Source organism: Streptomyces sp. NPDC048291, from assembly GCF_043201715.1.
Lineage (GTDB): Bacteria > Actinomycetota > Actinomycetes > Streptomycetales > Streptomycetaceae > Streptomyces.
The window spans coordinates 144,023-169,537 of record NZ_JBICZC010000016.1 but is presented as its reverse complement, the minus strand read 5'-3'; the positions used below and the strand labels follow the sequence as shown (position 1 = coordinate 169,537).

The 25,515-nt window shown below is 70.7% G+C and carries 22 protein-coding genes; 11 read left to right on the top strand and 11 right to left on the bottom strand.

Going from position 1 to position 25,515, the window contains the following annotated elements; all coding sequences use genetic code 11:
* The first annotated feature begins 504 nt into the window (after nt 1-504).
* The 4 genes from ACGF5O_RS38630 to ACGF5O_RS38615 all read left to right on the top strand — a co-directional run bounded on the left by ACGF5O_RS38630 (nt 505) and on the right by ACGF5O_RS38615 (nt 6,973).
* Entirely contained in the window at nt 505-2,313 is a 1,809-nt protein-coding gene (locus tag ACGF5O_RS38630; RefSeq protein WP_393814592.1) for an ABC-F family ATP-binding cassette domain-containing protein, read from the top strand.
* Nucleotides 2,314-2,575: 262 nt separating this feature from the next.
* Nucleotides 2,576-4,306 (top strand): PQQ-binding-like beta-propeller repeat protein, encoded by a 1,731-nt coding sequence (locus ACGF5O_RS38625; protein ID WP_393814591.1) that lies wholly within the window; start codon nt 2,576-2,578, stop codon nt 4,304-4,306.
* Between the two features lie 70 nt (nt 4,307-4,376).
* Entirely contained in the window at nt 4,377-6,077 is a 1,701-nt protein-coding gene (locus ACGF5O_RS38620; protein ID WP_393814590.1) for a PQQ-binding-like beta-propeller repeat protein, read from the top strand.
* A gap of 203 nt (nt 6,078-6,280) precedes the next feature.
* Nucleotides 6,281-6,973 (top strand): LuxR C-terminal-related transcriptional regulator, encoded by a 693-nt coding sequence (locus ACGF5O_RS38615; protein ID WP_393814589.1) that lies wholly within the window; start codon nt 6,281-6,283, stop codon nt 6,971-6,973.
* A 78-nt stretch (nt 6,974-7,051) separates the two neighbouring features.
* Here the strand turns inward: ACGF5O_RS38615 and ACGF5O_RS38610 are convergent, their stop codons facing one another.
* Together ACGF5O_RS38610 and ACGF5O_RS38605 are read right to left on the bottom strand one after the other, a co-directional pair.
* Nucleotides 7,052-7,378, bottom strand: a complete 327-nt coding sequence (locus ACGF5O_RS38610; RefSeq protein ID WP_393814588.1) for a hypothetical protein — start codon at nt 7,376-7,378, stop codon at nt 7,052-7,054.
* A gap of 27 nt (nt 7,379-7,405) precedes the next feature.
* Complete coding sequence (locus ACGF5O_RS38605; protein ID WP_393814587.1) at nt 7,406-9,148, bottom strand: sodium:solute symporter family protein; 1,743 nt, start codon at nt 9,146-9,148, stop codon at nt 7,406-7,408.
* A gap of 125 nt (nt 9,149-9,273) precedes the next feature.
* Between ACGF5O_RS38605 and galT the strand changes: the two genes are divergently transcribed.
* Genes galT through galK form a run of 3 tightly spaced genes read left to right on the top strand, consistent with a single transcriptional unit; the run spans nt 9,274 to nt 12,457 of the window.
* Complete coding sequence (gene galT, locus ACGF5O_RS38600; protein WP_393814586.1) at nt 9,274-10,332, top strand: galactose-1-phosphate uridylyltransferase; 1,059 nt, start codon at nt 9,274-9,276, stop codon at nt 10,330-10,332.
* Nucleotides 10,332-11,300, top strand: a complete 969-nt coding sequence (gene galE, locus ACGF5O_RS38595; RefSeq protein WP_393814585.1) for a UDP-glucose 4-epimerase GalE — start codon at nt 10,332-10,334, stop codon at nt 11,298-11,300. The genes galT and galE overlap by 1 nt, the downstream gene beginning before the upstream one ends.
* Entirely contained in the window at nt 11,300-12,457 is a 1,158-nt protein-coding gene (gene galK / locus ACGF5O_RS38590) for a galactokinase (protein WP_393814584.1), read from the top strand. The genes galE and galK overlap by 1 nt, the downstream gene beginning before the upstream one ends.
* Nucleotides 12,458-12,460: 3 nt before the next feature.
* On the opposite strand, the gene ACGF5O_RS38585 is transcribed toward galK, so the two are convergent.
* Nucleotides 12,461-12,919, bottom strand: coding sequence for a GNAT family N-acetyltransferase (locus ACGF5O_RS38585; RefSeq protein WP_393814583.1), 459 nt, complete (start codon nt 12,917-12,919; stop codon nt 12,461-12,463).
* A gap of 261 nt (nt 12,920-13,180) precedes the next feature.
* On the opposite strand from ACGF5O_RS38585, the gene ACGF5O_RS38580 reads away from it, so the two are divergent.
* Nucleotides 13,181-13,954 (top strand): response regulator transcription factor, encoded by a 774-nt coding sequence (locus ACGF5O_RS38580; RefSeq protein WP_362596173.1) that lies wholly within the window; start codon nt 13,181-13,183, stop codon nt 13,952-13,954.
* Between the two features lie 84 nt (nt 13,955-14,038).
* Here the strand turns inward: ACGF5O_RS38580 and ACGF5O_RS38575 are convergent, their stop codons facing one another.
* Entirely contained in the window at nt 14,039-14,536 is a 498-nt protein-coding gene (locus tag ACGF5O_RS38575; RefSeq protein WP_351710668.1) for a MarR family transcriptional regulator, read from the bottom strand.
* An 89-nt stretch (nt 14,537-14,625) separates the two neighbouring features.
* Here ACGF5O_RS38575 and ACGF5O_RS38570 point away from each other — a divergent pair, with 89 nt between their 5' ends.
* Nucleotides 14,626-15,441 (top strand): trans-aconitate 2-methyltransferase, encoded by an 816-nt coding sequence (locus tag ACGF5O_RS38570; protein ID WP_393814582.1) that lies wholly within the window; start codon nt 14,626-14,628, stop codon nt 15,439-15,441.
* A complete protein-coding gene (locus ACGF5O_RS38565) occupies nt 15,441-15,803 on the top strand; it encodes a glyoxalase (protein WP_393814581.1) in 363 nt (120 codons plus the stop codon). Before ACGF5O_RS38570 ends, ACGF5O_RS38565 begins: the two co-directional genes overlap by 1 nt.
* Nucleotides 15,804-15,835: 32 nt before the next feature.
* On the opposite strand, the gene ACGF5O_RS38560 is transcribed toward ACGF5O_RS38565, so the two are convergent.
* A complete protein-coding gene (locus tag ACGF5O_RS38560; RefSeq protein WP_393814580.1) occupies nt 15,836-16,510 on the bottom strand; it encodes a TetR family transcriptional regulator in 675 nt (224 codons plus the stop codon).
* Nucleotides 16,507-17,517, bottom strand: a complete 1,011-nt coding sequence (locus ACGF5O_RS38555) for an acyl-CoA desaturase (protein ID WP_393814579.1) — start codon at nt 17,515-17,517, stop codon at nt 16,507-16,509. Before ACGF5O_RS38555 ends, ACGF5O_RS38560 begins: the two co-directional genes overlap by 4 nt.
* A 307-nt stretch (nt 17,518-17,824) precedes the next feature.
* Here ACGF5O_RS38555 and ppc point away from each other — a divergent pair, with 307 nt between their 5' ends.
* The gene (gene ppc, locus ACGF5O_RS38550; protein WP_393814578.1) at nt 17,825-20,557 is read left to right on the top strand and encodes a phosphoenolpyruvate carboxylase; all 2,733 of its coding nucleotides are present in this window, start codon (nt 17,825-17,827) and stop codon (nt 20,555-20,557) included.
* Nucleotides 20,558-20,620: 63 nt separating this feature from the next.
* Here ppc and ACGF5O_RS38545 read toward each other — a convergent pair whose 3' ends face one another.
* From ACGF5O_RS38545 to glmU, 5 genes are all read right to left on the bottom strand, one after another.
* The gene (locus ACGF5O_RS38545; protein ID WP_393814577.1) at nt 20,621-21,121 is read right to left on the bottom strand and encodes a hypothetical protein; all 501 of its coding nucleotides are present in this window, start codon (nt 21,119-21,121) and stop codon (nt 20,621-20,623) included.
* Nucleotides 21,122-21,196: 75 nt separating this feature from the next.
* Nucleotides 21,197-21,799 (bottom strand): aminoacyl-tRNA hydrolase, encoded by a 603-nt coding sequence (gene pth, locus ACGF5O_RS38540; protein WP_393814576.1) that lies wholly within the window; start codon nt 21,797-21,799, stop codon nt 21,197-21,199.
* A 268-nt stretch (nt 21,800-22,067) separates the two neighbouring features.
* Nucleotides 22,068-22,661 carry a 50S ribosomal protein L25/general stress protein Ctc gene (locus ACGF5O_RS38535; protein WP_393814575.1) on the bottom strand — a complete coding sequence of 198 codons (594 nt, stop codon included), beginning with the start codon at nt 22,659-22,661 and terminating at the stop codon, nt 22,068-22,070.
* Nucleotides 22,662-22,892: 231 nt separating this feature from the next.
* A complete protein-coding gene (locus ACGF5O_RS38530) occupies nt 22,893-23,873 on the bottom strand; it encodes a ribose-phosphate diphosphokinase (protein ID WP_294004061.1) in 981 nt (326 codons plus the stop codon).
* Nucleotides 23,874-24,014: 141 nt separating this feature from the next.
* On the bottom strand, nt 24,015-25,463 hold the full coding sequence (gene glmU / locus ACGF5O_RS38525) for a bifunctional UDP-N-acetylglucosamine diphosphorylase/glucosamine-1-phosphate N-acetyltransferase GlmU (protein ID WP_393814574.1): 1,449 nt from the start codon (nt 25,461-25,463) through the stop codon (nt 24,015-24,017).
* Between the last annotated feature and the right edge of the window lie 52 nt (nt 25,464-25,515).

Here is a 25,515-nt window from a genome sequence, read left to right as displayed (position 1 = left end):
TGCGGCGGCCCGGTCCCGCAGCGGCGCGGTAATGCGGCGGCCCGGTCCCGCAGCGGCGCGGTAATGCGGCGGCCCGGTCCCGCAGCGGCGCGGTAATACGGCGCTCGGTCTCGCCCCCCCGCGGTAAGCGGCGCTCGGTCTCGCCCTCCGCGCGGTAATACGGTGTCCCGTCCCTGCACCGCGCCGAAATAGGGCTGCGCCACCGACGAGACCGCTCCCGACTGCGGTCCGGCAGCGCCCCCGAAGGGGCGCGGGGAACTGCGCGACCGGCCACGACGGCGCAGCAGTCGGCACACGGGCCATCGCGGCACTTCCGGTGGAGCCCGTACGCTCCGCTCCCGGTGCCGCTTCCGACGCGGCCGGGCGGGGAGAGAGCGCACACACGGACACGGCGGACGCGGACGCGGCGGCGTCGGGAGCAGACGGAGCAGCAGGAGCAGCAGGAGGACGGCTGGCCTCCGACTACCCTGGATGGGCGATCCATCCCCCGTGCGCAGGAGTGAAATGGCCGTCAACCTGGTCAATGTCGAGAACGTCAGCAAGGTCTACGGCACCCGTGCCCTGCTGGACGGCGTCTCGCTCGGCGTGTCGGAGGGCGACCGCATCGGCGTGGTGGGCCGCAACGGCGACGGCAAGACCACCCTCATCCGGATGCTCGCGAAGCTGGAGGATGCCGACACCGGCCGTGTCACCCACTCCGGCGGACTGCGCAGCGGCGTCCTCACCCAGCACGACTCCCTCGACCCGGCCGCCACCGTCCGCCACGAGGTCATCGGTGACATGGCCGACCACGAGTGGGCCGGCAACGCCAAGGTCAGGGACGTGCTGACCGGGCTGTTCGGCGGGCTCGACCTGCCGGGCTTCCCCAAGGGGCTCGACACCGTCATCGGGCCGCTCTCCGGTGGTGAGCGGCGCCGTATCGCGCTCGCCAAGCTGCTCATCGAGGAGCAGGACCTGCTCGTCCTCGACGAGCCGACCAACCACCTCGACGTCGAGGGCATCTCCTGGCTGGCCCGGCACCTGCGCGAGCGCCGCTCGGCGCTGGTCTGCGTCACCCACGACCGGTGGTTCCTCGACCAGGTCTGCACCCGGATGTGGGACGTGCAGCGCGGCGCCGTCTACGAGTACGAGGGCGGCTACTCCGACTACGTCTTCGCCCGCGCGGAGCGCGAGCGGATCGCGGCCACCGAGGAGACCAAGCGGCAGAACCTGGTCCGCAAGGAGCTGGCCTGGCTGCGCCGCGGCGCTCCCGCCCGTACCTCCAAGCCGCGGTTCCGGGTCGAGGCCGCCAACGAGCTGATCGCCGACGTGCCGCCGCCGCGGGACACCTCCGAGCTGATGAAGTTCGCCTCCTCCCGGCTCGGCAAGACCGTCTTCGACCTGGAGGACGTGACCGTCCAGGCCGGGCCGAAGGTGCTGCTCAAGCACGTCACCTGGCAGCTCGGCCCCGGCGACCGCATCGGCCTGGTCGGCGTCAACGGCGCGGGCAAGACGTCGCTGCTGCGCGCCATGGCCGAGGCGGCGCGGACGGAGGGCGAGACCCAGCCCGCGGCCGGCCGGGTCGCCGTCGGCAAGACCGTCAAGCTGGCCTACCTCTCCCAGGAGGTCGCCGAGCTGAACCCGAACACGCGGGTCCTGGAGGCGGTCCAGCAGGTCCGCGAGCGCGTCGACCTCGGCAAGGGGCGCGAGCTGACCGCCGGTCAGCTGTGCGAGACGTTCGGCTTCAGCAAGGAGAAGCAGTGGACGCCGGTCGGCGACCTCTCCGGCGGTGAGCGCCGCCGCCTCCAGCTCCTCCGTCTGCTCATGGACGAGCCCAACGTCCTCTTCCTCGACGAGCCCACCAACGACCTCGACATCGAGACCCTCACCCAGCTGGAGGACGTCCTCGACGGCTGGCCCGGCTCGATGATCGTCATCTCCCACGACCGGTTCTTCGTCGAGCGCACCACCGACCGCGTCTTCGCCCTCCTCGGCGACGCCACGCTGCGGATGCTGCCGCGCGGCATCGACGAGTACCTGGAGCGCCGGCAGCGCATGGAGGAGGCGGTCGCCGCGACCGCCGGCGCCGCGGCCCCCAAGGCCGCCACGACCGAGCGCAGCGCCGCCGACCAGCGCGCCGCCAAGAAGGAACTCCAGAAGATCGAACGGCAGTTGGACCGGGTCTCCGAGAAGGAGACCAAGCTGCACGACCAGATCGCCGCGAACGCCACGGACTTCGCGAAGGTCGCCGAACTCGACGCCCAGCTGCGCGACCTGGCCGGCGAGCGCGAGGAACTGGAGATGCGCTGGCTGGAGTTGGCCGAGGACGCGTAACGGACGTACCCACCGGCGTGAATCAGCCCACCGCGAGCCCGCGCGCAACCCCCTTGCGCGGGCCCGGTGAAGGGGGCGTGAAGGCGCGTAACGGTGGCATCACGGGGCGGTTCTCCCTTGGGAACGGCGGCCGACGCGGGCCCGTGGGCTGTCGGTGGCGGGTGGTAGAAAGGTCAGTCTGAGAACTGCCTGAGTGCGACCGCCGCTGCCGTCACCGGCCTCGGGCATGGCTCGAAATCAGTGAACGAGGGGGAGAACGCTGATGACACAGCCGCCCGGCCAGCCGCCGCAGGGTGCTTTCGGAGCGCCGCAGGACCAGCCGCCGCCGGGCGGCGGATTCGGCCCCCCGCAACAGCCGCCCGCACCGGGAGCTTTCGGCGCACCGCAGCCGCAGCCGCACCCCCAGCAGCAGCCGCAACCCGGCTACGGCTATCCGCAGCAGCCCGCCCCCGGCCCCTACGGCACGCCGGGCCCGTACGGGCCGCAGCCCGGGTACGGGTACGGATACCCCCAGCAGCAGCCGCAGTACCCCGGCGGCCCGGGGATGCCACCGCCGCCCGGCGGCGGAGGCGGCGGCCCGTTCAAGGGCAGGCCCGCGCTGATCGTCGCGGCGGCGGTGGCCGGGCTGCTGGTCGTCGGCGGCACGGTGTACGCCGTGACCGGCGGCAAAGGCGGCGACAAGAAGCCGGTCGCCCAGCGGTCCGACGACCCGAAGGCCTCCGGTACCCCGGCCGACCCCGGTGACGGCAGCGGGGGCGGTGCGGACCCGGAGAACTTGAACGCGGGCCGCAAGTCAGGCGAAGCCAAGGTGCTCTGGTACAAGTCGGCGCCCGACGCGCCCGCTTCCGGCGCCGACGCGCCCGGCATGTGGATCACCGGGAAGACGGCGGTGAAGGCGGCGTACAAGCAGGTCTTCGCGTACCGGGTGGGCAACGGCGACCCGGCCTGGGCCCCGATCGCGTTCCCGCAGAAGATCTGCGCGGTCACCTCGCGGAAGTCCGCGGACGACAAGGTCGTCGTGGCCTACATGGACGGCACCAGCGACCGCGCCAAGTGCAACCAGTTGCAGGAGATCGACCTCGACACGGGCCGGAAGGGCTGGACCGCGACCGTCGCCGACGGCGGGCTGTTCGACAGCGCGCTCAGCATCGAGCTGACGATCAGCGGGAAGACGCTGATGGTGGGCCGTTCCGAGTCCGGCACGGCGTACGACCTCGGCAGCGGCCACAAGCTGTACGACAAGAAGGAGTACGGCGCGTCCTGCTTCCCGACGGCGTTCGCGGGCGGCACGGACCGGCTGGTCGAGGTGGCGTCCTGCGGCGCCGGAGCCAGCACCGAGCACGACGAGATCTCGCAGCTCGACCCGGCCACCGGCAAGGTCCGGTGGACCCAGCCGGTCAAGAAGGGCTGGCAGGTCGAGCGGACCTACTCCGTCGACCCGCTCGTGGTCTACATGACCAACGAGGAGAAGAACGCCTGGAACATCTCGGTCCTGGACGACAAGGGCACGTTCCGCTCCGAGGTCAAGGTCGACGAGAAGTTCGCGCCCCAGTGCGGCTGGGCGCTCCTCGCCCGTGACCTGCAGGGCTGCCAGGGCGTGGCCGTCGACGCGAACACCCTCTACCTGCCGACGGACGTGAGCGGCAGCGCCAACGAGATCGTCGCGATCAGCCTCACCGACGGCAAGGCGAAGTGGCGTGTGAAGTCCCCGACGGACGAGTCGATGTACCCGGTCAAGGTCGAGGGCGGCAAGCTCGTCGCCTATGTGCGGCCGTCGTACGACGCGGGCGGCCAGGTCGTGTCCATCCCGACCACCGGCTCCGCCCACGCCACCACCAGGCTGCTGCAGAACCCGCAGCACACCGCCGACATCGAGGGCGGCTTCTACGACGGCGCGGTCGACTGGGCCGACGGCCGTTTCTACCTCTCCTCCACGCGGCTGACCGGCAGCGACCAGGCGAAGGAGAAGCTGATGATGGCCTTCGGCAACTGAGCGGGCCCCGCCCCGAGCCGTCCCGCCGTCCCCAGCCCGCTCACGCCCCGTCCCCCGAGGTACTCCCACCATGACCCAGCCGCCGCCTCCGCCCAACCAGCCGCCCAACCAGCCTCCGAACCCGTACGCCCAGCAGCCCGGTTACGGCTACCCGCAGCAACCCCCGCAGCCCGGCTACGGCTATCCCCAGCAGCCCCCGGCCCCGAACCCGTACGCCCAGCAGCCCGGCTACGGCTACCCGAACCAGCCGCCCCAGCCCGGTTACGGCTACGGCTACCCGGGCGGCCAACCAGGCCAGCCGGGCGGCCCCGCGCCCGCTCCCGGCCGCGGGCGGAACAACGCGACGCTGCTCATCGTCGTCGCCGCGGTCGTCGCCATCGCACTGATCGTCGGCGGCGGCATCTGGTACGCCAAGTCCTCCGGCGGCGACGGCAAGAAGGACGACACGGCGCACTCCAGCGGCGGCGCCACCGGCGGCCAGGACGCGAACGGCGGCGAGAAGGGCAAGGGCACCGAGAAGGTGCCCGCGGACACCACCTCCAAGGTCCTCTTCCAGGTCCCGCTGCCCACCGCGAAGGACACCACCGTCACCGCCGGTTCCTGGCTCACCGGCAAGGTGTACGCGAAGACCGGCGTCGCCGAGATCACCGGTTACGACCCCGACTCGGGCGCCGAGCTGTGGACGATCCCGCTCTCCGGCCCGGTCTGCCGCGCCACCGGACACGTCAGCGCCGACGGCAGGACGGCAGTCGTCTTCCAGCCGAAGATGCCCCCCAAGGGCTCCACGGCCGGCTGCACCCGGGTCGCCGCCATCGACCTGAACACCGGTAAGAAACTGTGGACCCAGACGATCAAGTCCGGTGACGTCCCGATCAACTTCGACAACGTGACGGTCGCTCAGCAGACGGTCGCGGTCGGCGGCTCCAGCGGCGGCGCCGCCTTCGACCTCGCCTCGGGCAAGGTCCGCTGGCAGCCGAAGGCGGCCGACAGCTGCTACGACGCCGGGTACGGCGGCGGCGCCAAGCTGGTCGCGGTCCGCAGGTGCGGCAGCGGCGACGCCGGCCAGCTGCGCATCCAGACCCTCGACCCGGTCTCCGGCAAGGTGCTCTCGGAGTACCGGATGACCTCGGGCATCGACTACGCGAGCGTCGTGTCGACCGACCCGCTGGTGGTGGCCGCCGACGTCAACGACAGCGCCGGCGACGGCAGCGGCTTCTCGGACGTCTTCTCCATCGACGGCAGGACCGGCGCCCTGCGCACCCGCATCTCCACGCCGGGCAGCTCCTACGCGGCCCGCTGCGACGGTATCTACGACCTGGAGAAGTGCACGGGCGTGGTGGTCGGCAACGACAGGCTGTACCTGGCGACCGAACAGCACGACGGCGACGGGGACTTCGCGAAGACCAACGAGATCGTCGCCTTCGACCTGGGCACCGGCAAGCAGACCGGCCAGCGCGCCGACGCCGGGAACAACTACACGATCACGCCCCTGCGCATGGACGGCCCCGACGTGATCGCGTACAAGAACGCGCCGTACGACAAGGGTGCCCAGGTCGTCAGCATCGACGGCGGTTCGTTCAAGGAGACCAAGCTGCTGGAGAACCCGGTGAGCACGGCGGTCAAGGCCGTGGAGACGGCCATGTCGCCCGACTACGCCGAAGTCCGCTACGCCCAGGGGCACCTCTACCTGTCCGCCGCCTTCGCCCACGCCGCCACTTCCTCGTCGTCGGCCAAGGAGTACCTGGTCACCGCCTTCGGTGCGGGTGGCTGATACGCGCTCTTGACCCTCGAATACGAGAAAACCCTGAGATTCCTCCGATCCGGGGCACTTCTCATCAGTAGGGGCAGCGCAACGTCGAACAAGCGTGTAGCTTCCGGGGGCATGAAGGACGGGGTGCCGGGGGGCCCTCTGTCCATGCGGACCAGTGGGCATCCATAGTGGGGCATCCATTGGGGGGACTGGGGGGTTGCTCTATGGGAGTGCGGCTCATGGTGGTCGACGACCACCGGTTGCTCGCGGAGGCGCTGGCCTCGGCGCTGAAACTGCGCGGCCACCGGGTGCTGGCCGCGGCGGCACCGGCGGCGGGCGCGGCCGAGCTGGTGATCACACGGGCGCCCGAGGTGTGCCTGCTCGGTACGGCGTCCCCGGCCGAGCCGGGGATCTTCGACCCGGTGGTGAAGATCAAGCGGGAGCGTCCGCAGGTCGCCGTCCTGGTCCTGGGCCCGGTGCCCTCCCCGCGCGGCATCGCGGCGGCCTTCGCCGCGGGCGCCTCCGGGTACGTACGGCACGACGAGCGGATAGAAGGCGTCGAGCGGGCGATCATGAAGGCGCGGGCAGGGGAGGCCGCCGTGGCCCCCGCCCTGCTCCAGGGCGCCTTCGGTGAACTCCTCAACCCGGCCGCCCAGCCCGACGACGAGGGCCAGCGCCTCCTCCAGATGCTCACCCCGAGGGAGGTGGAGGTCCTGGTCCGCGTCGCCGACGGCGAGGACACCCGCCTCATCGCCGCTGGCATGGGCATCGCCCCCAGCACGGCCCGCACCCATGTGCAGAGGGTCCTGATGAAACTGGGTGTGGGGTCGAGACTGGAAGCGGCGGCACTGGCAGCCCGCACTGGGTTGCTGGACCGAGCGGGACCGCTCAACGGCGGCCCACAAGCGCCCCTTTAGGGGCGCGGGGCTGTATCGATCTGCGGCTCCGCCGCGCGGGCGCGCCCAGCCCCCACGCACCCGCAGCCGAAAGACGACCTACTCCTCGGCCCCCTCCACGGGAGGTACCGGCGGCGGGGTGGGGCGAAGCCACAGCCACACCAGAAAGAACACCCCCAGCAACAGCATCCCGATCCCGGTCCACAGGTTGATGTTGATCCCCTGCGCCTTGTCGATCTCGGCCTGCGAGTCCGTGATCCCGGTGATCGTGACGATGATCCCGTAGAGCACGAACAGCCCCCCGATGATCCGCCGCAGGTCGAAGATCCGCGCGGCGGTCGCGGACCGCCCCTCCAGCTCGGTGACCTCCCGCTGGACGTCCTGCTCGGAGTAGTGGAATCCGGACTGCCCGGAGTCGTCGGTCATGGTTCCTCCATCCTCCCGCGACCGGGACTAGAACGAGAACGAGAACGAGAACGAGAACGGGATGTAGCAGGCGGCGGCGATGATCACCGCGCCCCAGCCGAGCAGCGCCGGCCGCCGGTACCAGGCCTCGTCGCCCGGCGAGGGCGCCTCGGTCATCCCCGGGGACGTCGTGCCGTAGACGAGCCCGGCCAGCTCCGCCTCAGGCTTGGGCGCGGTGAACAGGGACACGATCACCATCACGACCGCGCCCGCGACGAACCCGGCGATCGCGGAGACGAAGTTGGCGCCCTGGTCGGTGGGGATGCCGATGACGCCCCTCTTGTAGAGGACGAAGTAGTTGACCATCGCGGTCACGGTGCCCGCGAGGAGCCCCCAGAAGCCGGATTTCGCCGAGGCCCGCTTCCAGAACATGCCGACGACGAAGACGACGAACATCGGCACGTTGAAGAAGGAGAACAGCGTCTGGAGGTAGCTCATGATGTTCGAGAAGGAGGACGCGAGGAACGCCGTGCCGATGGACGCGCAGACGCCGATCGCGGTGATGAGGCGTCCGAAGCGCACGTAGTAGCCGTCCTCCCGGCCGCGGACCACGTACTTCGCCCAGATGTCCGTCGTGAACACGGTGTTGAAGGACGACACGTTCGCCGCCATCCCGGCCATGAAGGCGGCCAGCAGCCCGGTCACCGCGATGCCGAGGACGCCGTTGGGCAGCAGCTGGGACATCAGGTAGGGGATCGCGTCGTTGTACTGGAGGTCCGAGCCGGACGTGCCGATGTCCGGTACCAGCGCGGCGGCGACCAGGCCCGGGATCATCACCAGGAAGACGATGAAGATCTTCGGGTAGGCGGCGATCAGCGGGGTGCGCTGGGCGGCGGAGAGGTTCTTCGCCGACAGGGCACGCTGCACCTCGGCGAAGTTCGTCGTCCAGTAGCCGAAGGAGAGCACGAAGCCGAGGCCGAGGACGATGGTCAGCCAGTTCGCGCCGAGCGGGTTGACGGAGCCGATGCCGGTGCCGCCCCAGGCGGTGGCGAAGTTGTGGCCGTGGGTGGCGGTGAGCCTGTCGACCAGGCCGTCCCAGCCGCCGACCTTCTTCAGGCCCAGCACGGAGAGCGGGATGAGGGCGGCCAGGATCACGAAGAACTGGAGCACCTCGTTGTAGATGGCCGAGGAGAGACCGCCGAGGGTGATGTACGCCAGCACGAACGCGCCGGCCACCACGATCGCCACCCACTGCGGCCAGCCCAGCAGCGCCTCCACGACGATCGCCAGGGCGTACAGGTTCACACCGGCGATCAGAATGGCCGCGAAGGCGAACAGGATCGAACTGAGCAGGTGTGCGGCTCTGTCGAAGCGGAGCAGCAGCATCTCGGGGACCGAGCGGACCTTGCTGCCGTAGTAGAAGGGCATCATCACCAGGCCCAGGAAGACCATGGCCGGAATGGCGCCGATCCAGTACCAGTGCACGGTGTACGCGCCGTACTGCGCGCTGTTGGCGGCCATGCCGAGGATCTCGGTGGCGGCCAGGTTCGCCGAGATGAAGGCGAGGCCGGTGATCCAGGCGGGCAGCGACCGTCCGGAGAGGAAGAAATCGAGACTGGTCTTCACCGAGCGACGGGCCGCGAAGCCGATGCCCAGGACGACGACGAAGTAGATCGCCAGGATCGTGTAGTCCAGGCCGTTGGTGGGGAGCCGCAGCCCCGCCGCGAGGTCCGTGGGGTGGCCTGTCGCGAGGTATGTGGGCGATACGGGGGCATCTGTGGGGTTCTGCACCCGGTAATTCAACACTTTCGTTGTCTCACCTTGATTGATTGCGATGTTGACTGGGATGGTGAGTTGTGTTTTGGTGTGTTCGGTTCTGTTTGATGGTTGGCTGGCTCGATCAATGGGAGTCCGCAGTGAAGAAGACCTCGACCCGGCTGGCCGACGGTCGCGAACTCATCTACTACGACCTGCGCGACGACACCGTGCGGGACGCGGTGGACCGCCGCCCGCTGGAGCGGACGCACACCACCTCCGAGATCCGCCGGGATCCGCTGCTCGGCGACCAGGTCGCCATCGCCTCGCACCGGCAGGGCCGCACCTACCACCCGCCGGCCGACCAGTGCCCGCTGTGCCCGACCCAGGGCGACCGGCTGAGCGAGATCCCGGACTCGTCGTACGACGTCGTGGTCTTCGAGAACCGTTTCCCCTCGCTGGCCGGCGACTCCGGGCGCTGTGAGGTGGTCTGCTTCACCTCGGACCACGACGCGTCCTTCGCGAGCCTCACCGAGGAGCAGGCGGGCCTGGTCCTCGACGCGTGGACCGACCGGACCTCGGAGCTGTCCCACCTCCCCTCCGTCGAGCAGGTGTTCTGCTTCGAGAACCGGGGCGAGGAGATCGGCGTGACGCTCGGTCACCCGCACGGCCAGATCTACGCCTACCCCTTCACCACCCCGCGCACCGCCCTGATGCTGCGCTCACTGGCGGCCCACAAGGAGGCGACCGGCGGGGAGAACCTGTTCGACGCCGTCCTTGCGCGTGAACTCGCAGGCGAGCGGGTCGTCCTTGAGAGTGAACACTGGGTCGCCTTCGTGCCGTACGCGGCGCACTGGCCCTACGAGGTCCACCTGTACCCGAAGCGCCGCGTCCCCGACCTGCTCGGCCTCGACGAGGCGGCACGCTCAGAGTTCCCCCAGGTTTATCTGGAACTCTTGAGGCGCTTCGACCGTATCTTCGGTGAGGGTGAACCTCCCACGCCCTACATCGCCGCCTGGCACCAGGCGCCGTTCGGGACGCTGGAGGAGTTCGACGGTGTCACGCGCGACGACTTCGCGCTCCACCTGGAGCTTTTCACCATCCGCCGAACGTCCGGCAAGCTGAAGTTTCTCGCGGGTTCCGAGTCGGGCATGAGCGTGTTCATCAACGACGTGCCGCCGGAGCGCGCGGCCGAGCGACTGCGAGAGGTAGCGAGTTGATGAAGTACCTGGTGACGGGCGGGGCGGGATACGTCGGCAGCGTGGTCGCCCAGCACCTGCTGGAGGCGGGCCACGAGGTCACCGTCCTCGACAACCTCTCCACGGGCTTCCGCGAGGGCGTCCCCGCGGGCGCCGCCTTCGTCGAGGGCGACATCCGCGACGCCGCCAAGTGGCTGGACTCCTCCTACGAGGCGGTGCTGCACTTCGCCGCGTCCTCCCAGGTCGGCGAGTCGGTCGTCAAGCCCGAGAAGTACTGGGACAACAACGTCGGCGGCACCATGGCGCTGCTCGCCGCGATGCGCGAGGCCGGCGTCCGCAAGCTCGTCTTCTCCTCCACGGCGGCCACCTACGGCGAGCCGGAGCAGGTCCCGATCGTCGAGACCGCGCCGACGCAGCCGACCAACCCGTACGGCGCCACCAAGCTCGCCGTCGACCACATGATCACCGGCGAGGCCGCCGCCCACGGCCTGGGCGCGGTCTCCCTGCGCTACTTCAACGTGGCCGGGGCGTACGGCGCGCAGGGCGAGCGGCACGACCCCGAGTCGCACCTGATCCCGCTGGTCCTCCAGGTCGCGCAGGGCCGCCGCGAGGCCATCTCCGTCTTCGGCGACGACTACCCGACGCCCGACGGCACCTGCATCCGCGACTACATCCACGTCGCCGACCTCGCCGACGCCCACCTGCTGGCCGTCGCGGCCGCGCAGCCCGGCGAGCACCTGATCTGCAACCTCGGCAACGGCGAGGGCTTCTCGGTCCGCGAGGTCATCGAGACCGTCCGCCAGGTCACCGGCCACCCGATCCCCGAGGTCGTGGCCCCCCGCCGGGGCGGCGACCCGGCGGTCCTGGTCGCCTCGGCGGCCGCCGCCCGCGAGAAGCTGGGCTGGAACCCGACCCGCGCGGACCTCGCGGGGATCGTCGCGGACGCCTGGGAGTTCGCGCAGACCATCAGCGCAGCTAGGGAGCAGTAGTGGGGGCAGCAGCACAGGTCGGAGCCGCGTTCGAGGAGCTGTACGGCACGGCTCCCGAGGGCGTGTGGGCCGCACCCGGCCGGGTCAACCTGATCGGTGAGCACACCGACTACAACGACGGCTTCGTGATGCCGTTCGCGCTGCCGCACGTGGCGACGGCGGCCGTCGCCCGCCGCACCGACGGCGTGCTGCGGCTGCACTCCTCGGACGTCGAGGGCGGGGTCGTCGAGTTCTCCCTCGACGCCCTGGAACCCGGCACCGACCAGGAGTGGACGGCGTATCCGGCGGGCGTGGTCTGGGCGCTGCGGGAGGCCGGTCACCCGGTCACCGGCGCCGACGTGCACCTCGCCTCCACCGTGCCGACCGGCGCGGGCCTGTCCTCCTCCGCGGCCCTGGAGGTGGTGATCGCCCTCGCGCTCGACGACCTCTACGAACTGGGCCTGCAGCGCTGGCAGCTGGCCCGCCTGTGCCAGCGCGCGGAGAACGTCTACGTCGGGGCGCCGACCGGCATCATGGACCAGACCGCGTCCGCCTGCTGCGAGGCAGGCCACGCCCTGTTCCTGGACACCCGCGACCTCTCGCAGAAGCAGATCCCCTTCGACCTCGCGGCCGAGGGCATGCGCCTGCTGGTCGTCGACACCCAGGTCAAGCACGCCCACAGCGGCGGCGAGTACGGCAAGCGCCGGGCCGGCTGCGAGAAGGGCGCGGCCCTGCTGGGCGTGGACGCGCTGCGGGACATCGCCTACACCGACCTCGACGTGTCGCTGGCACGCCTCGGCGACGAGGAGGAGGTACGGCGCCTGGTCCGGCACGTGGTCACCGAGGACCACCGCGTCGAGCGCGTCGTCGCCCTCCTGGAAGCGGGCGACACCCGCGCCATCGGGCCGGTCCTCACCGAGGGCCACGCCTCGCTGCGCGACGACTTCCGGGTCTCCTGCCCCGAGCTGGACCTGGTCGTGGAGGCGGCGAACGCGGCCGGCGCGCTGGGCGCCCGGATGACCGGCGGCGGCTTCGGCGGCTCGGCGATCGTCCTCGCGGAGGCGGCCGACGTCGACACGATCGCCAAGGCGGTCGAGGAGGCCTTCGCGGCGGCCGGCTTCAAGGCCCCCCGGGTCTTCGAGGCGGTGCCGTCGGCCGGCGCCCGCCGGGAGCGCTGAGGCTCAGCCCAGCCGCTTCGTCAGCGTGTACTCCGTGATCCCCGGCGGGTAGTCGGGGATCACGCACACCACGTCGTACCCCTGCTTCCGGTAGAACTCCGGGGCCTGGAAGTCCCAGGTCTCCAGGCGGGCCGCGGTGCAGCCGCGGTCGGTGTGGGCGATGCGCTCGGCCTCCGCGAGGAGTGCGCCGCCGAGGCCGGTGCCGCGGTGGCGGGCGTCCACCCAGAGGTAGGTGACGTGCAGCCAGGACGCCCAGCTGTGCCCCACCAGACCGCCCGCCAGTTCGCCCGAACTCCCGTCCGTCGCCCAGAGGTGCAGCGGCACTTCGCGTTCGGCCGGGGTGCCGCGCAGGGCCGCCAGGACGGGCGAGGCCGCCGTGTTGGTTTCCAGCAGCCGCGCGCGGAGCAGATCGCGTCGTTCCTTGTCGACTTCCGCCTCAATACGAAACATGCGGCACACCATAAACGCGTCGGCCGGGCAGTTCTGCAAATTGCCTTCCGCTCACGGCGACCGGTCGTACTCTGATGAGCAGTGCCGGTGGGGGCCGGTACTGATCAGGGGGCGAGACAAGTCGGATACGACGCCCGCGGTGGGGGTAGCAGTTCAGGCACGACGGCGGTCGTGCGGTTCCGTCCTCCCGTGGGTGTCGTGTCCGCACGGTTCGTCGTTCTCCGGACCTTGGGGTATCCCCGGCTCGTGAAGAGCACTGGGGAAGGGGGTTTCGTGGTTCGCATCCGAGTCCTGGTCGTCGACGACCACCGCATCTTCGCCGAGTCGCTGGCCGCCGCACTGGCCGCCGAGCCCGACGTCGACGTGTCCGCGGCCGGCAGCGGTCCGGCCGCGCTGCGCTGCCTGGAGCGCGCGGTCGCCGAGGGCCGCCGCTACGACGTGCTGCTCGTCGACGCCGACCTGGGCGGTCAACTGCCGGGCGGCCGGGCGGCCGTGCCGGTGCAGGAGGCCAACGCGGAGGGGCTGGTCGACGGCATATCGCTGGTCGCCGGGGTCCGCTCCGCCCATCCGGCCGTCCGGGTCGTCGTCCTCGCCGAGAAGGACGACCCGCGGCGCGCGGCCCTGGCCCTGCAGGCCGGGGCCTGCGGCTGGGTCGCCAAGGACTGCTCGCTGTCCCGGCTGCTGAACGTCATCCGGGGCGTGCTGCGCGACGAGACGCATCTGCCGCCCGCCCTGCTCACGGGCGTCCTGCGGGAGCTGACCGCGGCCCGCAAGCACCGCACCGAGAGCGAGCGGCTGGTGGAGTCCCTCACGCCGAGGGAGCGGGAAGTGCTCCGGTGCATGGTGGCGGGCCTGGGGCGCAAGGCGGTCGCCGAGCGCCTCTTCCTGTCCCCGCACACCGTCCGCACCCATATGCAGAACGTCCTCGGCAAACTGGGCGTCCACTCCACCCTGGCCGCGGTTGCGCTGGCGCGGCGGGCGGGGGTCGGGCCGGTGGACCTGGGGCCCACCGGGCGGATCATGCCGGAGGAGAGCAGCAGCGCCTGACCGGCGCACCAGGCCGTGTGTCGACTGCGGCGCCGTCGTGGCTGGTCGCGCAGTTCCCCGCGCCCCTTCGGGGGCGCTGCCCGCTTAGCCCGGGATGTTGTCGAACGGGGCGGTCAGTTGGCGTAGTAGTCCGGCGAGTTCGGCGCGCTGGGCAGGGGAGAGCTCGCCGAGGATGGCCCGCTCCTGGTCGAGCAGGCCCGCCAGGGCCTGGTCCGCGCGGTCCTGGCCCTCGGTGGTGAGCCGGACCAGCACACCGCGCCGGTCGCTCGGGTCCGGCAGCCGCTCGACCAGGCTCTTCTTGGCCAGCCGGTCGATGCGGTTGGTCATCGTCCCCGACGTGACCAGGGTCTGGGTCAGCAGTTGCCCGGGGGAGAGCTGATACGGCGTGCCCGCGCGCCTGAGCGCGGTCAGCACGTCGAACTCCCAGGGTTCCAGGCTGTGCTCGGCGAAGGCCAGCCGACGTGCCCGGTCCAGGTGCCGCGCCAGCCGGCTCACCCGGCTGAGCACCTCGAGCGGTTCCACGTCGAGGTCCGGGCGCTCCCGGCGCCACGCAGCGACCAGCCGATCGACCTCGTCCTCCATGGCGATCAGTGTAGTGGTTGTGTCGACATGAAGTCTCTTGACATCGAGTCTCTTGACATCGAGATATCTCGGCGGGGAAGGTGGAGCACATGACCACTCCCGCCTGGGACCCCGCCCAGTACCTCCGTCACTCCGGTCACCGCGCCCGCGCCTTCACCGACCTCCTCGCCCACGTCCCCGCCCTCCCCGGCGACCCCCCGGCCGTCGCCGACCTCGGCTGCGGCCCCGGCAACGTCACCGCCGTCCTCGCCGACCGCTGGCCCACCGCGCTCATCACCGGCTACGACAACTCGGCCGCGATGCTCGACAAGGCCCAGGTCGACCACGCGGGCCCCACCCCCGGCGGCGGCCGCCTCGACTTCGCCCACGCCGACCTGCGCACCTGGGCGCCCGGCCGGCCGTACGACCTGATCGTGTCCAACGCGGCGCTCCAGTGGGTCCCCGGCCACCTCGACCGCTTCGCCGACTGGCTCGACGCGCTCGCCCCCGGCGGCACCTTCGCCTTCCAGGTGCCGAACAACATCGACGCGCCCCTGCACGCCCTGATGCGCGAACTCGCCGCCACGCCCCGCTGGAAGGCCCGGCTCGCCGACGTGCTGCGCCACGAGGACTCCGTCCACCCGCCCGCCGCCTACCTCGACCGGCTCGCCCGCCTCGGCTGCGCCACCGACGTCTGGGAGACCACCTACCTGCACGTCCTGACGGGCGAGGACCCCGTCCTGGACTGGGTCAAGGGCACCGGGCTGCGCCCCGCCCTGACCGCCCTCGGCGACGACCCCGAGGCCCGGGACGCCTTCGTCGCCGAATACCGCGATCTGCTGCGGGAGGCCTACCCGAGCGCCCCCTACGGCACCGTCCTGCCCTTCCGCCGCCTGTTCGCCGTCGCCCGCAGGGAGGACGCCTGATGCTCACCGCCCTCGACCACGTCCAGCTCGCCGTACCGCCGGGCTCGGAGGACCTGCTGCGCGCCTACTACGGCGATCTCCTCGGCATGACCGAGATCCCCAAACCGCCCGTGCTCGCGGCCCGCGGCGGCTGCTGGTTCCGGGCCGGGACCGTGCACCTGCACCTCGGGGTCGAGGCGGCCTTCCGCCCCGCCCTCCAGGCCCACCCGGGGCTGCGGGTCACCGGCATCGAGGCGTACGCCGAACGGCTCGAAGCCGGCGGCGCCCCCGTCACCTGGGACGAGGACCTCCCCGGACACCGCCGCTTCTTCTCCCAGGACCCCGTCGGCAACCGCCTGGAGTTCCTGGAACCGGTGCGCTGAGCGCACCGGCCGGGGCCGCCCGAGCGCGCGGCTCAGGCCTTGCGGTGCCCTATCAGCCGCGGCTTCTGCTCCAGGCCGTCCAGGCCGTGCCAGGCCAGGTTCACCAGGTGGGCGGCGACCTCCGCCTTCTTCGGGCGGCGCACGTCCAGCCACCACTGGCCGGTCAGCGCGACCATGCCCACCAGCGCCTGCGCGTACAGCGGGGCCAGCTTGGGGTCGAAGCCGCGGCTCTTGAACTCACGGCCCAGGATGTCCTCCACCTGGGTCGCGATGTCCGAGATGAGAGACGCGAAGGAACCCGTCGACTGCGGGATGGGCGAGTCCCGGACCAGGATCCGGAACCCGTCCGTGTACTCCTCGATGTAGTCGAGCAGCGCGAACGCGGCCTGCTCGCACAGCTCCCGCGGATGGCCGGCCGTCAGGGAGCCGGTGACCATGTCCAGCAGGCGCCGCATCTCCCGGTCGACCACCACCGCGTACAGCCCCTCCTTGCCGCCGAAGTGCTCGTACACCACCGGCTTGGACACCCCGGCCTTCGCCGCGATCTCCTCCACCGACGTGCCCTCGAACCCCTTCGCCGCGAACAGGGTGCGACCGATCTCCAACAGCTGCTGGCGACGCTCCGCACCGGTCATACGGGTACGACGCGCCCGCCGCTGCTTCTCGGGACTGGGGGTGCTGGAGTCGGTCGCCACGCCGTCAATCATGCCGCCTTCGCGGCCTCCGCCCCCTGCGGGGAGCCGTCTTCCCCGGTGTTACGGCGCGAATCGATACGTGAGCGTGACGGCCAGCGCACGTCGTACGCCCAGCCCAGCTGCTCGCACCAGCGGATGATCCGCGCCGACGAGTCGATCTGGCCGCGCTCCACCCCGTGCCGCGCGGAGGTCGGGTCGGCGTGGTGCAGGTTGTGCCAGGACTCGCCGCAGGACAGGACCGCCAGCCACCACACGTTGCCCGACCGGTCCCGCGACTTGAACGGCCGCTTGCCCACCGCGTGACAGATCGAGTTGATCGACCACGTCACATGGTGGAGCAGCGCCACCCGCACGAGTGACCCCCAGAAGAACGCCGTGAACGCACCCCACCAGGACATCGTCACCAGCCCGCCGATCAGCGGCGGCAGCGCCAGGGAGACGACGGTCCAGTAGATGAACTGGCGGGAGATCGTCCGGATCGCCGGGTCCTTGACCAGGTCCGGCGCGTACTTGTCCTGCGGGGTCCGCTCCTCGTCGAACATCCAGGCGATGTGCGCCCACCACAGGCCCTTGACCAGCGCCGGCACGGTCTCCCCGTACCGCCACGGCGAATGCGGGTCGCCCTCCGCGTCGGAGAACTTGTGGTGCTTGCGGTGGTCGGCCACCCAGCGCACCAGCGGCCCCTCCACCGCCATCGACCCGGCGACGGCCAGCGCGATCCTGAGCGGCCGCTTCGCCTTGAAGGAACCGTGGGTGAAGTAACGGTGGTAGCCGATCGTCACACCGTGACAGCCCAGGTAGTAGAAGAACACCATCAGTCCCAGGTCGAGCCAGCTCACGCCCCATCCCCACGCCAGGGGCACCGCCGCCAGCAGCGCGAGGAACGGCACGACGATGAACAGCAGCAGGGTGATCTGCTCCAGCGAACCCTTCCGCTCGCCCCCCAGGGTGGCGGAGGTGAGTCCGGTGTCGGCCGCCTTCCGGGGGTCTTCGATCACATCGGAACTAGACGAGGTCATGCGCGTCCCCTGTGGGGTCGAGGGTTGAGAGATGCGCCGATCCGCGGCGACCGGACGGGACGAAAAGGAGGTTCCCTACGGTTCCGTAACCTACGGCGACGTAAGTATGGCAGCGGGGCGTCTCACGGCAAGAGCCCCAGCACCTGCGCGTCCTCATGGACACCTATCCTTGGATTCGGTCGGACAGCGCGGTCCGCTCTGTTTCCTTCCCTGATGTCCGGCCGCTATGCGAACAGGCTCCACCTGCCGCCCGGCCGACCGAGGGGTTCCCTCCAGACGAGCTTCAACACTGCAAGGAGCCGCACCTGTGAGCAGTGCCGACGACCAGACCACCACGACCGGCAGTGAGCTGCGCGCCGACATCCGCCGACTGGGCGATCTCCTCGGCGAGACCCTCGTCCGCCAGGAGGGCCCCGAGCTGCTGGAGCTCGTCGAGAAGGTCCGCCGCCTCACCCGCGAGGACGGCGAGGCCGCCGCCGAACTGCTGCGCGGCACCGAACTGGAGACCGCCGCCAAGCTCGTCCGCGCCTTCTCCACCTACTTCCACCTCGCCAACGTCACCGAGCAGGTGCACCGCGGCCGTGAGCTGCGCGCCCGCCGCGCCGCCGAGGGGGGCCTGCTCGCCCGCACCGCCGACCGGCTCAAGGACGCCGACCCCGAGCACCTGCGCGAGACCGTGCAGAACCTCAACGTCCGCCCGGTGTTCACGGCCCACCCCACCGAGGCCGCCCGCCGGTCCGTCCTCAACAAGCTCCGGCGCATCGCCGCGCTCCTGGAGACCCCGGTCATCGAGTCCGACCGCCGCCGCACCGACATCCGCCTCGCCGAGAACATCGACCTCGTCTGGCAGACCGACGAGCTGCGCGTGGTCCGCCCGGAGCCCGCCGACGAGGCCCGCAACGCCATCTACTACCTGGACGAGCTGCACGCCGACGCGGTCGGCGACGTCTTGGAGGACCTGACGGCGGAACTGGAGCGGGTCGGCGTCAAGCTCCCCGACGACACCCGGCCGCTGACCTTCGGCACCTGGATCGGCGGCGACCGCGACGGCAACCCCAACGTGACCCCCCAGGTCACCTGGGACGTCCTCATCCTCCAGCACGAGCACGGCATCAACGACGCCGTGGAGATGATCGACGAACTCCGCGGCTTCCTCTCCAACTCCATCCGCTACACCGGAGCCACCGAGGAACTCCTGGAGTCGCTGCGGACCGACCTGGAGCTCCTCCCCGAGATCAGCCCCCGCTACAAGCGCCTCAACGCCGAGGAGCCCTACCGCCTCAAGGCCACCTGCATCCGGCAGAAGCTCACCAACACCAAGCAGCGCCTGGCCACCGGCACCCCGCACGAGCCCGGCCGCGACTACCTCGGCACCGCCGAGCTCCTCGGCGACCTGCGCCTGATCCAGGCCTCCCTGCGCGAACACCGCGGCGGCCTGTTCGCCGACGGCCGCCTGGCCCGGACGATCCGCACCCTCGCCGCGTTCGGCCTCCAGCTCGCCACCATGGACGTCCGCGAGCACGCCGACGCCCACCACCACGCCCTCGGCCAGCTCTTCGACCGGCTCGGCGAGGAGTCCTGGCGCTACACCGACATGCCCCGCGAGTACCGCGCCAAGCTCCTCGCCAAGGAGCTCCGCTCGCGCCGGCCGCTGGCCCCGACCCCGGCCCCCGTCGACGCGGCAGGCGCCAAGACCCTCGGCGTCTTCGAGACCGTGAAGAAGGCCCTGGAGATCTTCGGCCCCGAGGTCGTCGAGTCGTACATCATCTCCATGTGCCAGGGCGCCGACGACGTCTTCGCCGCTGCCGTCCTCGCCCGCGAGGCCGGCCTGGTCGACCTGCACGCCGGCTGGGCGAAGGTCGGCATCGTGCCGCTCCTGGAGACCACCGACGAGCTCAAGGCCGCCGACACCATCCTGGAGGACATGCTCTCCGACCCGTCGTACCGCCGTCTGGTGGCACTGCGCGGAGACGTCCAGGAGGTCATGCTCGGCTACTCCGACTCCTCCAAGTTCGGCGGCATCACCACCTCCCAGTGGGAGATCCACCGCGCCCAGCGCCGGCTGCGCGACGTCGCCCACCGCTACGGCGTACGGCTGCGCCTCTTCCACGGCCGCGGCGGCACCGTCGGCCGCGGCGGCGGCCCCTCGCACGACGCGATCCTCGCCCAGCCCTGGGGCACCCTGGAGGGCGAGATCAAGGTGACCGAGCAGGGCGAGGTCATCTCCGACAAGTACCTGATCCCGTCCCTGGCCAGGGAGAACCTGGAACTGACGGTCGCCGCCACGCTCCAGGCCTCCGCCCTGCACACCTCCCCCCGCCAGTCCGTGGAGGCCCTGGCCCGCTGGGACGCGGCCATGGACGTGGTCTCGGACGCGGCCCACGGCGCCTACCGCCGCCTGGTGGAGGACCCGGACCTGCCGACGTACTTCCTCGCGTCGACGCCGGTCGACCAGCTCGCCGACCTGCACCTGGGCTCGCGGCCGTCCCGCCGCCCCGGCTCCGGCGTCTCGCTCGACGGCCTGCGGGCCATCCCGTGGGTGTTCGGCTGGACCCAGTCCCGGCAGATCGTCCCCGGCTGGTTCGGCGTCGGCTCCGGCCTCAAGGCGCTGCGCGAGGCGGGCCTGGACAGCGTCCTGGACGAGATGCACGAACAGTGGCACTTCTTCCGCAACTTCATCTCCAACGTCGAGATGACCCTCGCCAAGACGGACCTGCGGATCGCCCAGCACTACGTGGACACCCTCGTCCCCGACGAGCTCAAGCACGTGTTCGACACCATCCGCGAAGAGCACGCCATGACCGTCGCCGAGGTCCTCAAGATCACCGGTGAGGCCGAACTCCTCGACGCCACCCCGGTCCTCAAGCAGACCTTCACCATCCGCGACGCCTACCTGGACCCGATCTCCTACCTCCAGGTCACCCTGCTCAAGCGCCAGCGCGACGCCGTGGCAGCGGGAGAACCGGCCGACCCGCTCCTCGCCCGCGCCCTGCTCCTCACCGTCAACGGCGTGGCGGCGGGCCTGCGCAACACCGGCTGACGGCACCTGCGAACACACCGGTGCCCCCGGGGTCGTACGACGACCCCGGGGGCACCGCCCGTCTCACTGCAACGCCGCGAACGCCGCCGTCAGCAGCGCGAGCCCCGAACCCCCCAGCACCCACGCCACCCGCCTCAGCCGCAGCCCCCCGGCCACCACCACCGACGCCAGCAGCAGCGCGCCGCCCAGCGGCACCCAGGCGTACAGGACCCCGGCGGGACCGGACCGCACCACATCACCGGTACCGGGCTTCACGATCACGTCGTACGTCTGCCCCTTGCGCACCCCGACCGACTTGTCGAGGACGACACTCGCGCGCTTCGACGCGCCGGTCGAGGCGGGCGCGAACGGCCCCGTGCAGGTGTCGTCCCCGCACGCCGTCACCGTCACCGCGCCCCGCTCCTTGCCCTTCGTCAGCATCACGTCCTGCGCGGTGCCCCAGGACCCCCACACCCCGGCGACCAGGATCAGCACGGCGACCGCACCCATCGACACGAGACGCAGCGCGTCGACCGGAGCCGTACGGGACGAGGCGGCAGAGGCAGCAGGCATGGCCGGGATCATTGGCCATGTCCCTACGGCCGGTCAACTTCCGTAGGGGACAAGCGAGGGAGAAGTGCGGGAGAGGTGCGGGACAAGTCAGGAGTTGTACGAGCTTTGCGCCCGCTCCAGCCCCTCGGTGACCAGCGCCTCCACCGCGTCGGCGGCCCGGTCCACGAAGTAGTCCAGCTCCTTGCGCTCGGCCGAGGAGAAGTCCTTCAGCACGAAGTCGGCGACCTGCATACGACCCGGAGGCCGCCCGATCCCGAACCGCACCCGGTGGTAGTCCGCGCCCATCGCCTTCGTCATCGACTTCAGCCCGTTGTGCCCGTTGTCCCCACCGCCCAGCTTCAGACGGAGCACCCCGTAGTCGATGTCCAGCTCGTCGTGGACCGCGACGATGTTGCCGACCGGCACCTTGTAGAAGTCGCGCAGCGCGTTCACCGGGCCGCCGGAGAGGTTCATGAACGACATCGGCTTCGCCAGGATCACCCGCCGGCTCCCCGGCCCCGGCGCCCCGAGCCGCCCTTCCACGACCTGCGCCTGAGCCTTCCCGGCCCGCTTGAACTTCCCCCCGATCCGCCCGGCGAGCAGGTCCGCGACCATGAACCCGACGTTGTGCCGGTTCATCGCGTACTCGGGCCCGGGATTCCCGAGCCCGACGATCAGCCAGGGGGCGTTGGCAGGGGTGTTCACGTCCATCTCGCTTCCTGGTGCGCACGGTGCGTAGCGCCGTGGAACCTTCCTGTAGTCCTTTAGGGGCCGGTTCGGGCTGGACCGCAGCCTTCGGGTTGGAAGCCCGCCGCTTCGGCGGTGGTGCGGAGTCACCTCTCCTTGATACGCGCGGCGTGCGAGTGCGAGCGGCGAGCGATGACAAGGAGAGCGAGCGTGCGTACAGCGCGCTCACGCTGCACGTCAGCCGCTGCCCCCCGTGGGGGAACAGCGGCTGACGAAGCGACGACGGCGAGGCTCAGGCCTCGGCGGCCTCTTCGGCCTCGCCCTCGCCGGACTCGGCCTCCTCCGCCTGCGCGGCCAGCACCTGAAGGACGACCGCGTCCTCGTCGACGGCCAGCGTCACGCCGGACGGCAGGGTGATGTCCTTGGCGAGGACGGACGCGCCGGCCTCCAGGCCCTCGACGGAGACCGTGACGGCCTGGGGGATGTGGGTGGCCTCGGCCTCGACCGGCAGCGCGTTGAGCACGTGCTCCAGCAGGTTGCCGCCCGGCGCCAGCTCGCCCTCGGCGTGCACCGGGACCTCGACGGTGACCTTCTCGCCGCGCTTGACCAGCAGCAGGTCGACGTGCTCCAGGTAGCCCTTGATCGGGTCGCGCACGACGGACTTCGGGATCGCCAGCTCGTTCGACTTGCCGTCGATGTCGAGGGAGATCAGGACGTTCGGCGTACGCAGCGCGAGCAGCAGCTCGTGGCCCGGCAGGGTCAGGTGGATCGGGTCCGAACCGTGGCCGTACAGGACACCGGGAACCTTGCTGTCACGACGGATGCGGCGCGCGGCACCCTTGCCGAACTCGCTGCGGGTCTCGGCGGCGATCTTCACCTCGGACATGGTGATCACTCCTCGTAGAGGTAGAAACGATGGGGGTCCCCCCGCCCGAGCGGAGTCGAGAGTGGGGGAGGTCACCCGGCCACGAACGGCCTGCTACGAAGAGCGCGTCGATAACGGAGGCGTGGCCTCCCTCGCCGAGCAACTGGAGAAGTCTACTCGGCGCGGGAGGCCACGAGGAAATCGATCAGCGCCCTCCGGGCGCTGGCGATCATGCAGAAGCGTTTTTACAACTCACTGCTCGTCGAACAGGCTCGTCACCGAACCGTCCTCGAACACCTCACGCACCGCACTCGCGATCGTCGGCGCGATCGACAGCACCGTGATCTTGTCCAGATCCCGGCTCAGCTCACCCGGCGTCGGCAGCGTGTTCGTCAGCACGAACTCGCTCACCCGCGAGTTCTTCAGCCGGTCCGCCGCCGGACCGGAGAGCACGCCGTGCGTGGCGGTCACGATGACGTCCTCCGCGCCGTGCGCGAAGAGCGCGTCGGCCGCCGCGCAGATGGTGCCACCGGTGTCGATCATGTCGTCGACCAGGACGCACACGCGGCCCTTGACCTCACCCACGACCTCGTGGACGGTCACCTGGTTCGCCACGTCCTTGTCGCGCCGCTTGTGCACGATCGCCAGCGGCGCACCCAGCCGGTCGCACCAACGGTCCGCCACCCGCACCCGGCCGGCGTCCGGAGACACGATCGTCAGCTTGTCCTTGTCCACCTTCGTGCCCACGTAGTCCGCGAGCAGCGGAAGCGCGAACAGGTGGTCCACCGGACCGTCGAAGAAGCCCTGGATCTGGTCCGTGTGCAGATCCACGGTCAGGATCCGGTCCGCACCGGCCGTCTTCATCAGATCGGCGATCAGCCGCGCCGAGATCGGTTCACGACCGCGGTGCTTCTTGTCCTGCCGCGCGTAACCGTAGAACGGCACGATCACCGTGACGGACCGCGCCGAGGCACGCTTGAGCGCGTCGATCATGATCAGCTGCTCCATGATCCACTGGTTGATCGGAGCCGTGTGGCTCTGGATCACGAAGCAGTCGGCACCACGCGCCGACTCCTGGTAGCGCACATAGATCTCGCCGTTCGCGAAGTCGAAGGCCTTCGTCGGGACGACCCCGACACCCAGCTGGTGGGCGACCTCCTCGGCAAGCTCGGGGTGGGCGCGGCCGGAGAAGAACATCATCTTCTTCTCGCCGGTCGTCTTGATCCCGGTCACAGCACTGTCTCCTCAGAGGTGTCTCAGCCGTACAGCTGGATCCTCCGCGCCCCGAGTGTCCGGCGCGGAAGGGCGAAACAGCTGGTTAGGTGCGGGTGTGCACTTATCACGGTACGACGTCTTCGGCGCACCTGTTTCCGGTCAGTCCTCGCTTGCGCCCTGCCGGGAAGCCGCCTCGGCGGCCTTCGCCGCCGCACTCCCCGGACGCTTCCGGGCCACCCAACCCTCGATATTCCGCTGCTGACCGCGGGCCACGGCCAGCGAACCGGGCGGCACATCCTTCGTGATCACGGACCCGGCAGCGGTGTACGCACCGTCCCCGACCGTGACAGGCGCCACAAACATGTTGTCCGAACCCGTCTTGCAGTGCGACCCGACGGTGGTGTGGTGCTTGCTCTCACCGTCGTAGTTCACGAACACGCTCGCCGCGCCGATGTTCGAGTACTCGCCGATCGTCGCGTCACCGACATACGAGAGATGCGGAACCTTCGTCCCCTCCCCGATCGACGCGTTCTTCGTCTCCACGTACGTACCGATCTTGCCCTTCGCCCCCAGCCGAGTCCCCGGCCGCAGATAGGCATACGGTCCCACGCTCGCGTCCGCGCCGACATGAGCGGAATCGGACACCGTGTTGATCACCCGCGCCCCGGCGTCGACCCGGGTGTCCTTCAGCCGGCTGTTCGGCCCGACCTCCGCGCCCTGCCCGAGGTGCGTCGCGCCGAGCAGCTGCGTCCCCGGATGCACGACGGCGTCCTGCTCGAACGTCACGGTCACGTCCACCCACGTCGTCGCCGGGTCCACGACCGTCACGCCGTCGAGCATCGCCCGCTCCAGCAGCCGGTCGTTGAGAATCCGCCGCGCCTCCGCCAGCTGCACCCGGTTGTTGATCCCGGCGATCTCCCGGTGGTCCCCCGCCACCGACGCCCCCACCCGGTGCCCGGCCTCCCGCAGGATCCCCAGCACGTCGGTCAGGTACTCCTCGCCCTGGCTGTTGTCCGTGCGCACCTTCCCCAGCGCGTCTGCCAGCAGCTGGCCGTCGAACGCGAACACCCCGGAGTTGATCTCCCGGATCGCCCGCTGCTCGTCCGAGGCGTCCTTGTGCTCCACGATGGCCGTCACGGCCCCCGAGGCGGCGTCCCGCACGATACGGCCGTAACCGGTCGCGTCCGGCACCTCCGCCGTCAGCACGGTCACCGCGTTGCCGTCGCCGTGATGTGTCCCGGCGAGCCGCTTCAGCGTCTCCCCGGTCAGCAGCGGGGTGTCCCCGCACACCACGACCACGGTCCCGTCGACCGTGCCGCCCAGCTCATCCAGCGCCATCCGCACGGCGTGCCCGGTGCCGTTCTGCTGCTCCTGCACCGCGGTACGGACGCCGGGGTCGACCTCACCGAGGTGCGCGGCGACCTGCTCTCGCGCGTGCCCGACGACGACGACCAGGTTCTCGGGGTCCAACTCACGGGAGGCGGCGAGCACATGACCCACCAGGGAACGGCCACAGATGTCGTGCAGGACCTTGGGTGTGGCCGACTTCATACGGGTGCCCTCACCCGCTGCGAGAACGACGACGGCTGCCGGGCGAATGGCGCTCACGGGGTTGCCCTTCGGCTTTTTGGATGGTGGGGGTGACATCCGCAGGATACCG

What these genes read in the sequence shown, in the direction of transcription:
- ACGF5O_RS38630 (WP_393814592.1), top strand. Translation starts at nt 505, where the DNA reads ATGGCCGTCAACCTGGTCAATGTCGAGAACGTCAGCAAGGTCTACGGC.
- ACGF5O_RS38625 (WP_393814591.1), top strand. Translation starts at nt 2,576, where the DNA reads ATGACACAGCCGCCCGGCCAGCCGCCGCAGGGTGCTTTCGGAGCGCCG.
- ACGF5O_RS38620 (WP_393814590.1), top strand. Translation starts at nt 4,377, where the DNA reads ATGACCCAGCCGCCGCCTCCGCCCAACCAGCCGCCCAACCAGCCTCCG.
- ACGF5O_RS38615 (WP_393814589.1), top strand. Translation starts at nt 6,281, where the DNA reads ATGGGAGTGCGGCTCATGGTGGTCGACGACCACCGGTTGCTCGCGGAG.
- ACGF5O_RS38610 (WP_393814588.1), bottom strand. Translation starts at nt 7,378, where the DNA reads ATGACCGACGACTCCGGGCAGTCCGGATTCCACTACTCCGAGCAGGAC.
- galE (WP_393814585.1), top strand. Translation starts at nt 10,332, where the DNA reads ATGAAGTACCTGGTGACGGGCGGGGCGGGATACGTCGGCAGCGTGGTC.
- ACGF5O_RS38585 (WP_393814583.1), bottom strand. Translation starts at nt 12,919, where the DNA reads ATGGTGTGCCGCATGTTTCGTATTGAGGCGGAAGTCGACAAGGAACGA.
- ACGF5O_RS38575 (WP_351710668.1), bottom strand. Translation starts at nt 14,536, where the DNA reads ATGGAGGACGAGGTCGATCGGCTGGTCGCTGCGTGGCGCCGGGAGCGC.
- ACGF5O_RS38570 (WP_393814582.1), top strand. Translation starts at nt 14,626, where the DNA reads ATGACCACTCCCGCCTGGGACCCCGCCCAGTACCTCCGTCACTCCGGT.
- ACGF5O_RS38565 (WP_393814581.1), top strand. Translation starts at nt 15,441, where the DNA reads ATGCTCACCGCCCTCGACCACGTCCAGCTCGCCGTACCGCCGGGCTCG.
- ACGF5O_RS38560 (WP_393814580.1), bottom strand. Translation starts at nt 16,510, where the DNA reads ATGATTGACGGCGTGGCGACCGACTCCAGCACCCCCAGTCCCGAGAAG.
- ACGF5O_RS38555 (WP_393814579.1), bottom strand. Translation starts at nt 17,517, where the DNA reads ATGACCTCGTCTAGTTCCGATGTGATCGAAGACCCCCGGAAGGCGGCC.
- ACGF5O_RS38545 (WP_393814577.1), bottom strand. Translation starts at nt 21,121, where the DNA reads ATGATCCCGGCCATGCCTGCTGCCTCTGCCGCCTCGTCCCGTACGGCT.
- pth (WP_393814576.1), bottom strand. Translation starts at nt 21,799, where the DNA reads ATGGACGTGAACACCCCTGCCAACGCCCCCTGGCTGATCGTCGGGCTC.
- ACGF5O_RS38535 (WP_393814575.1), bottom strand. Translation starts at nt 22,661, where the DNA reads ATGTCCGAGGTGAAGATCGCCGCCGAGACCCGCAGCGAGTTCGGCAAG.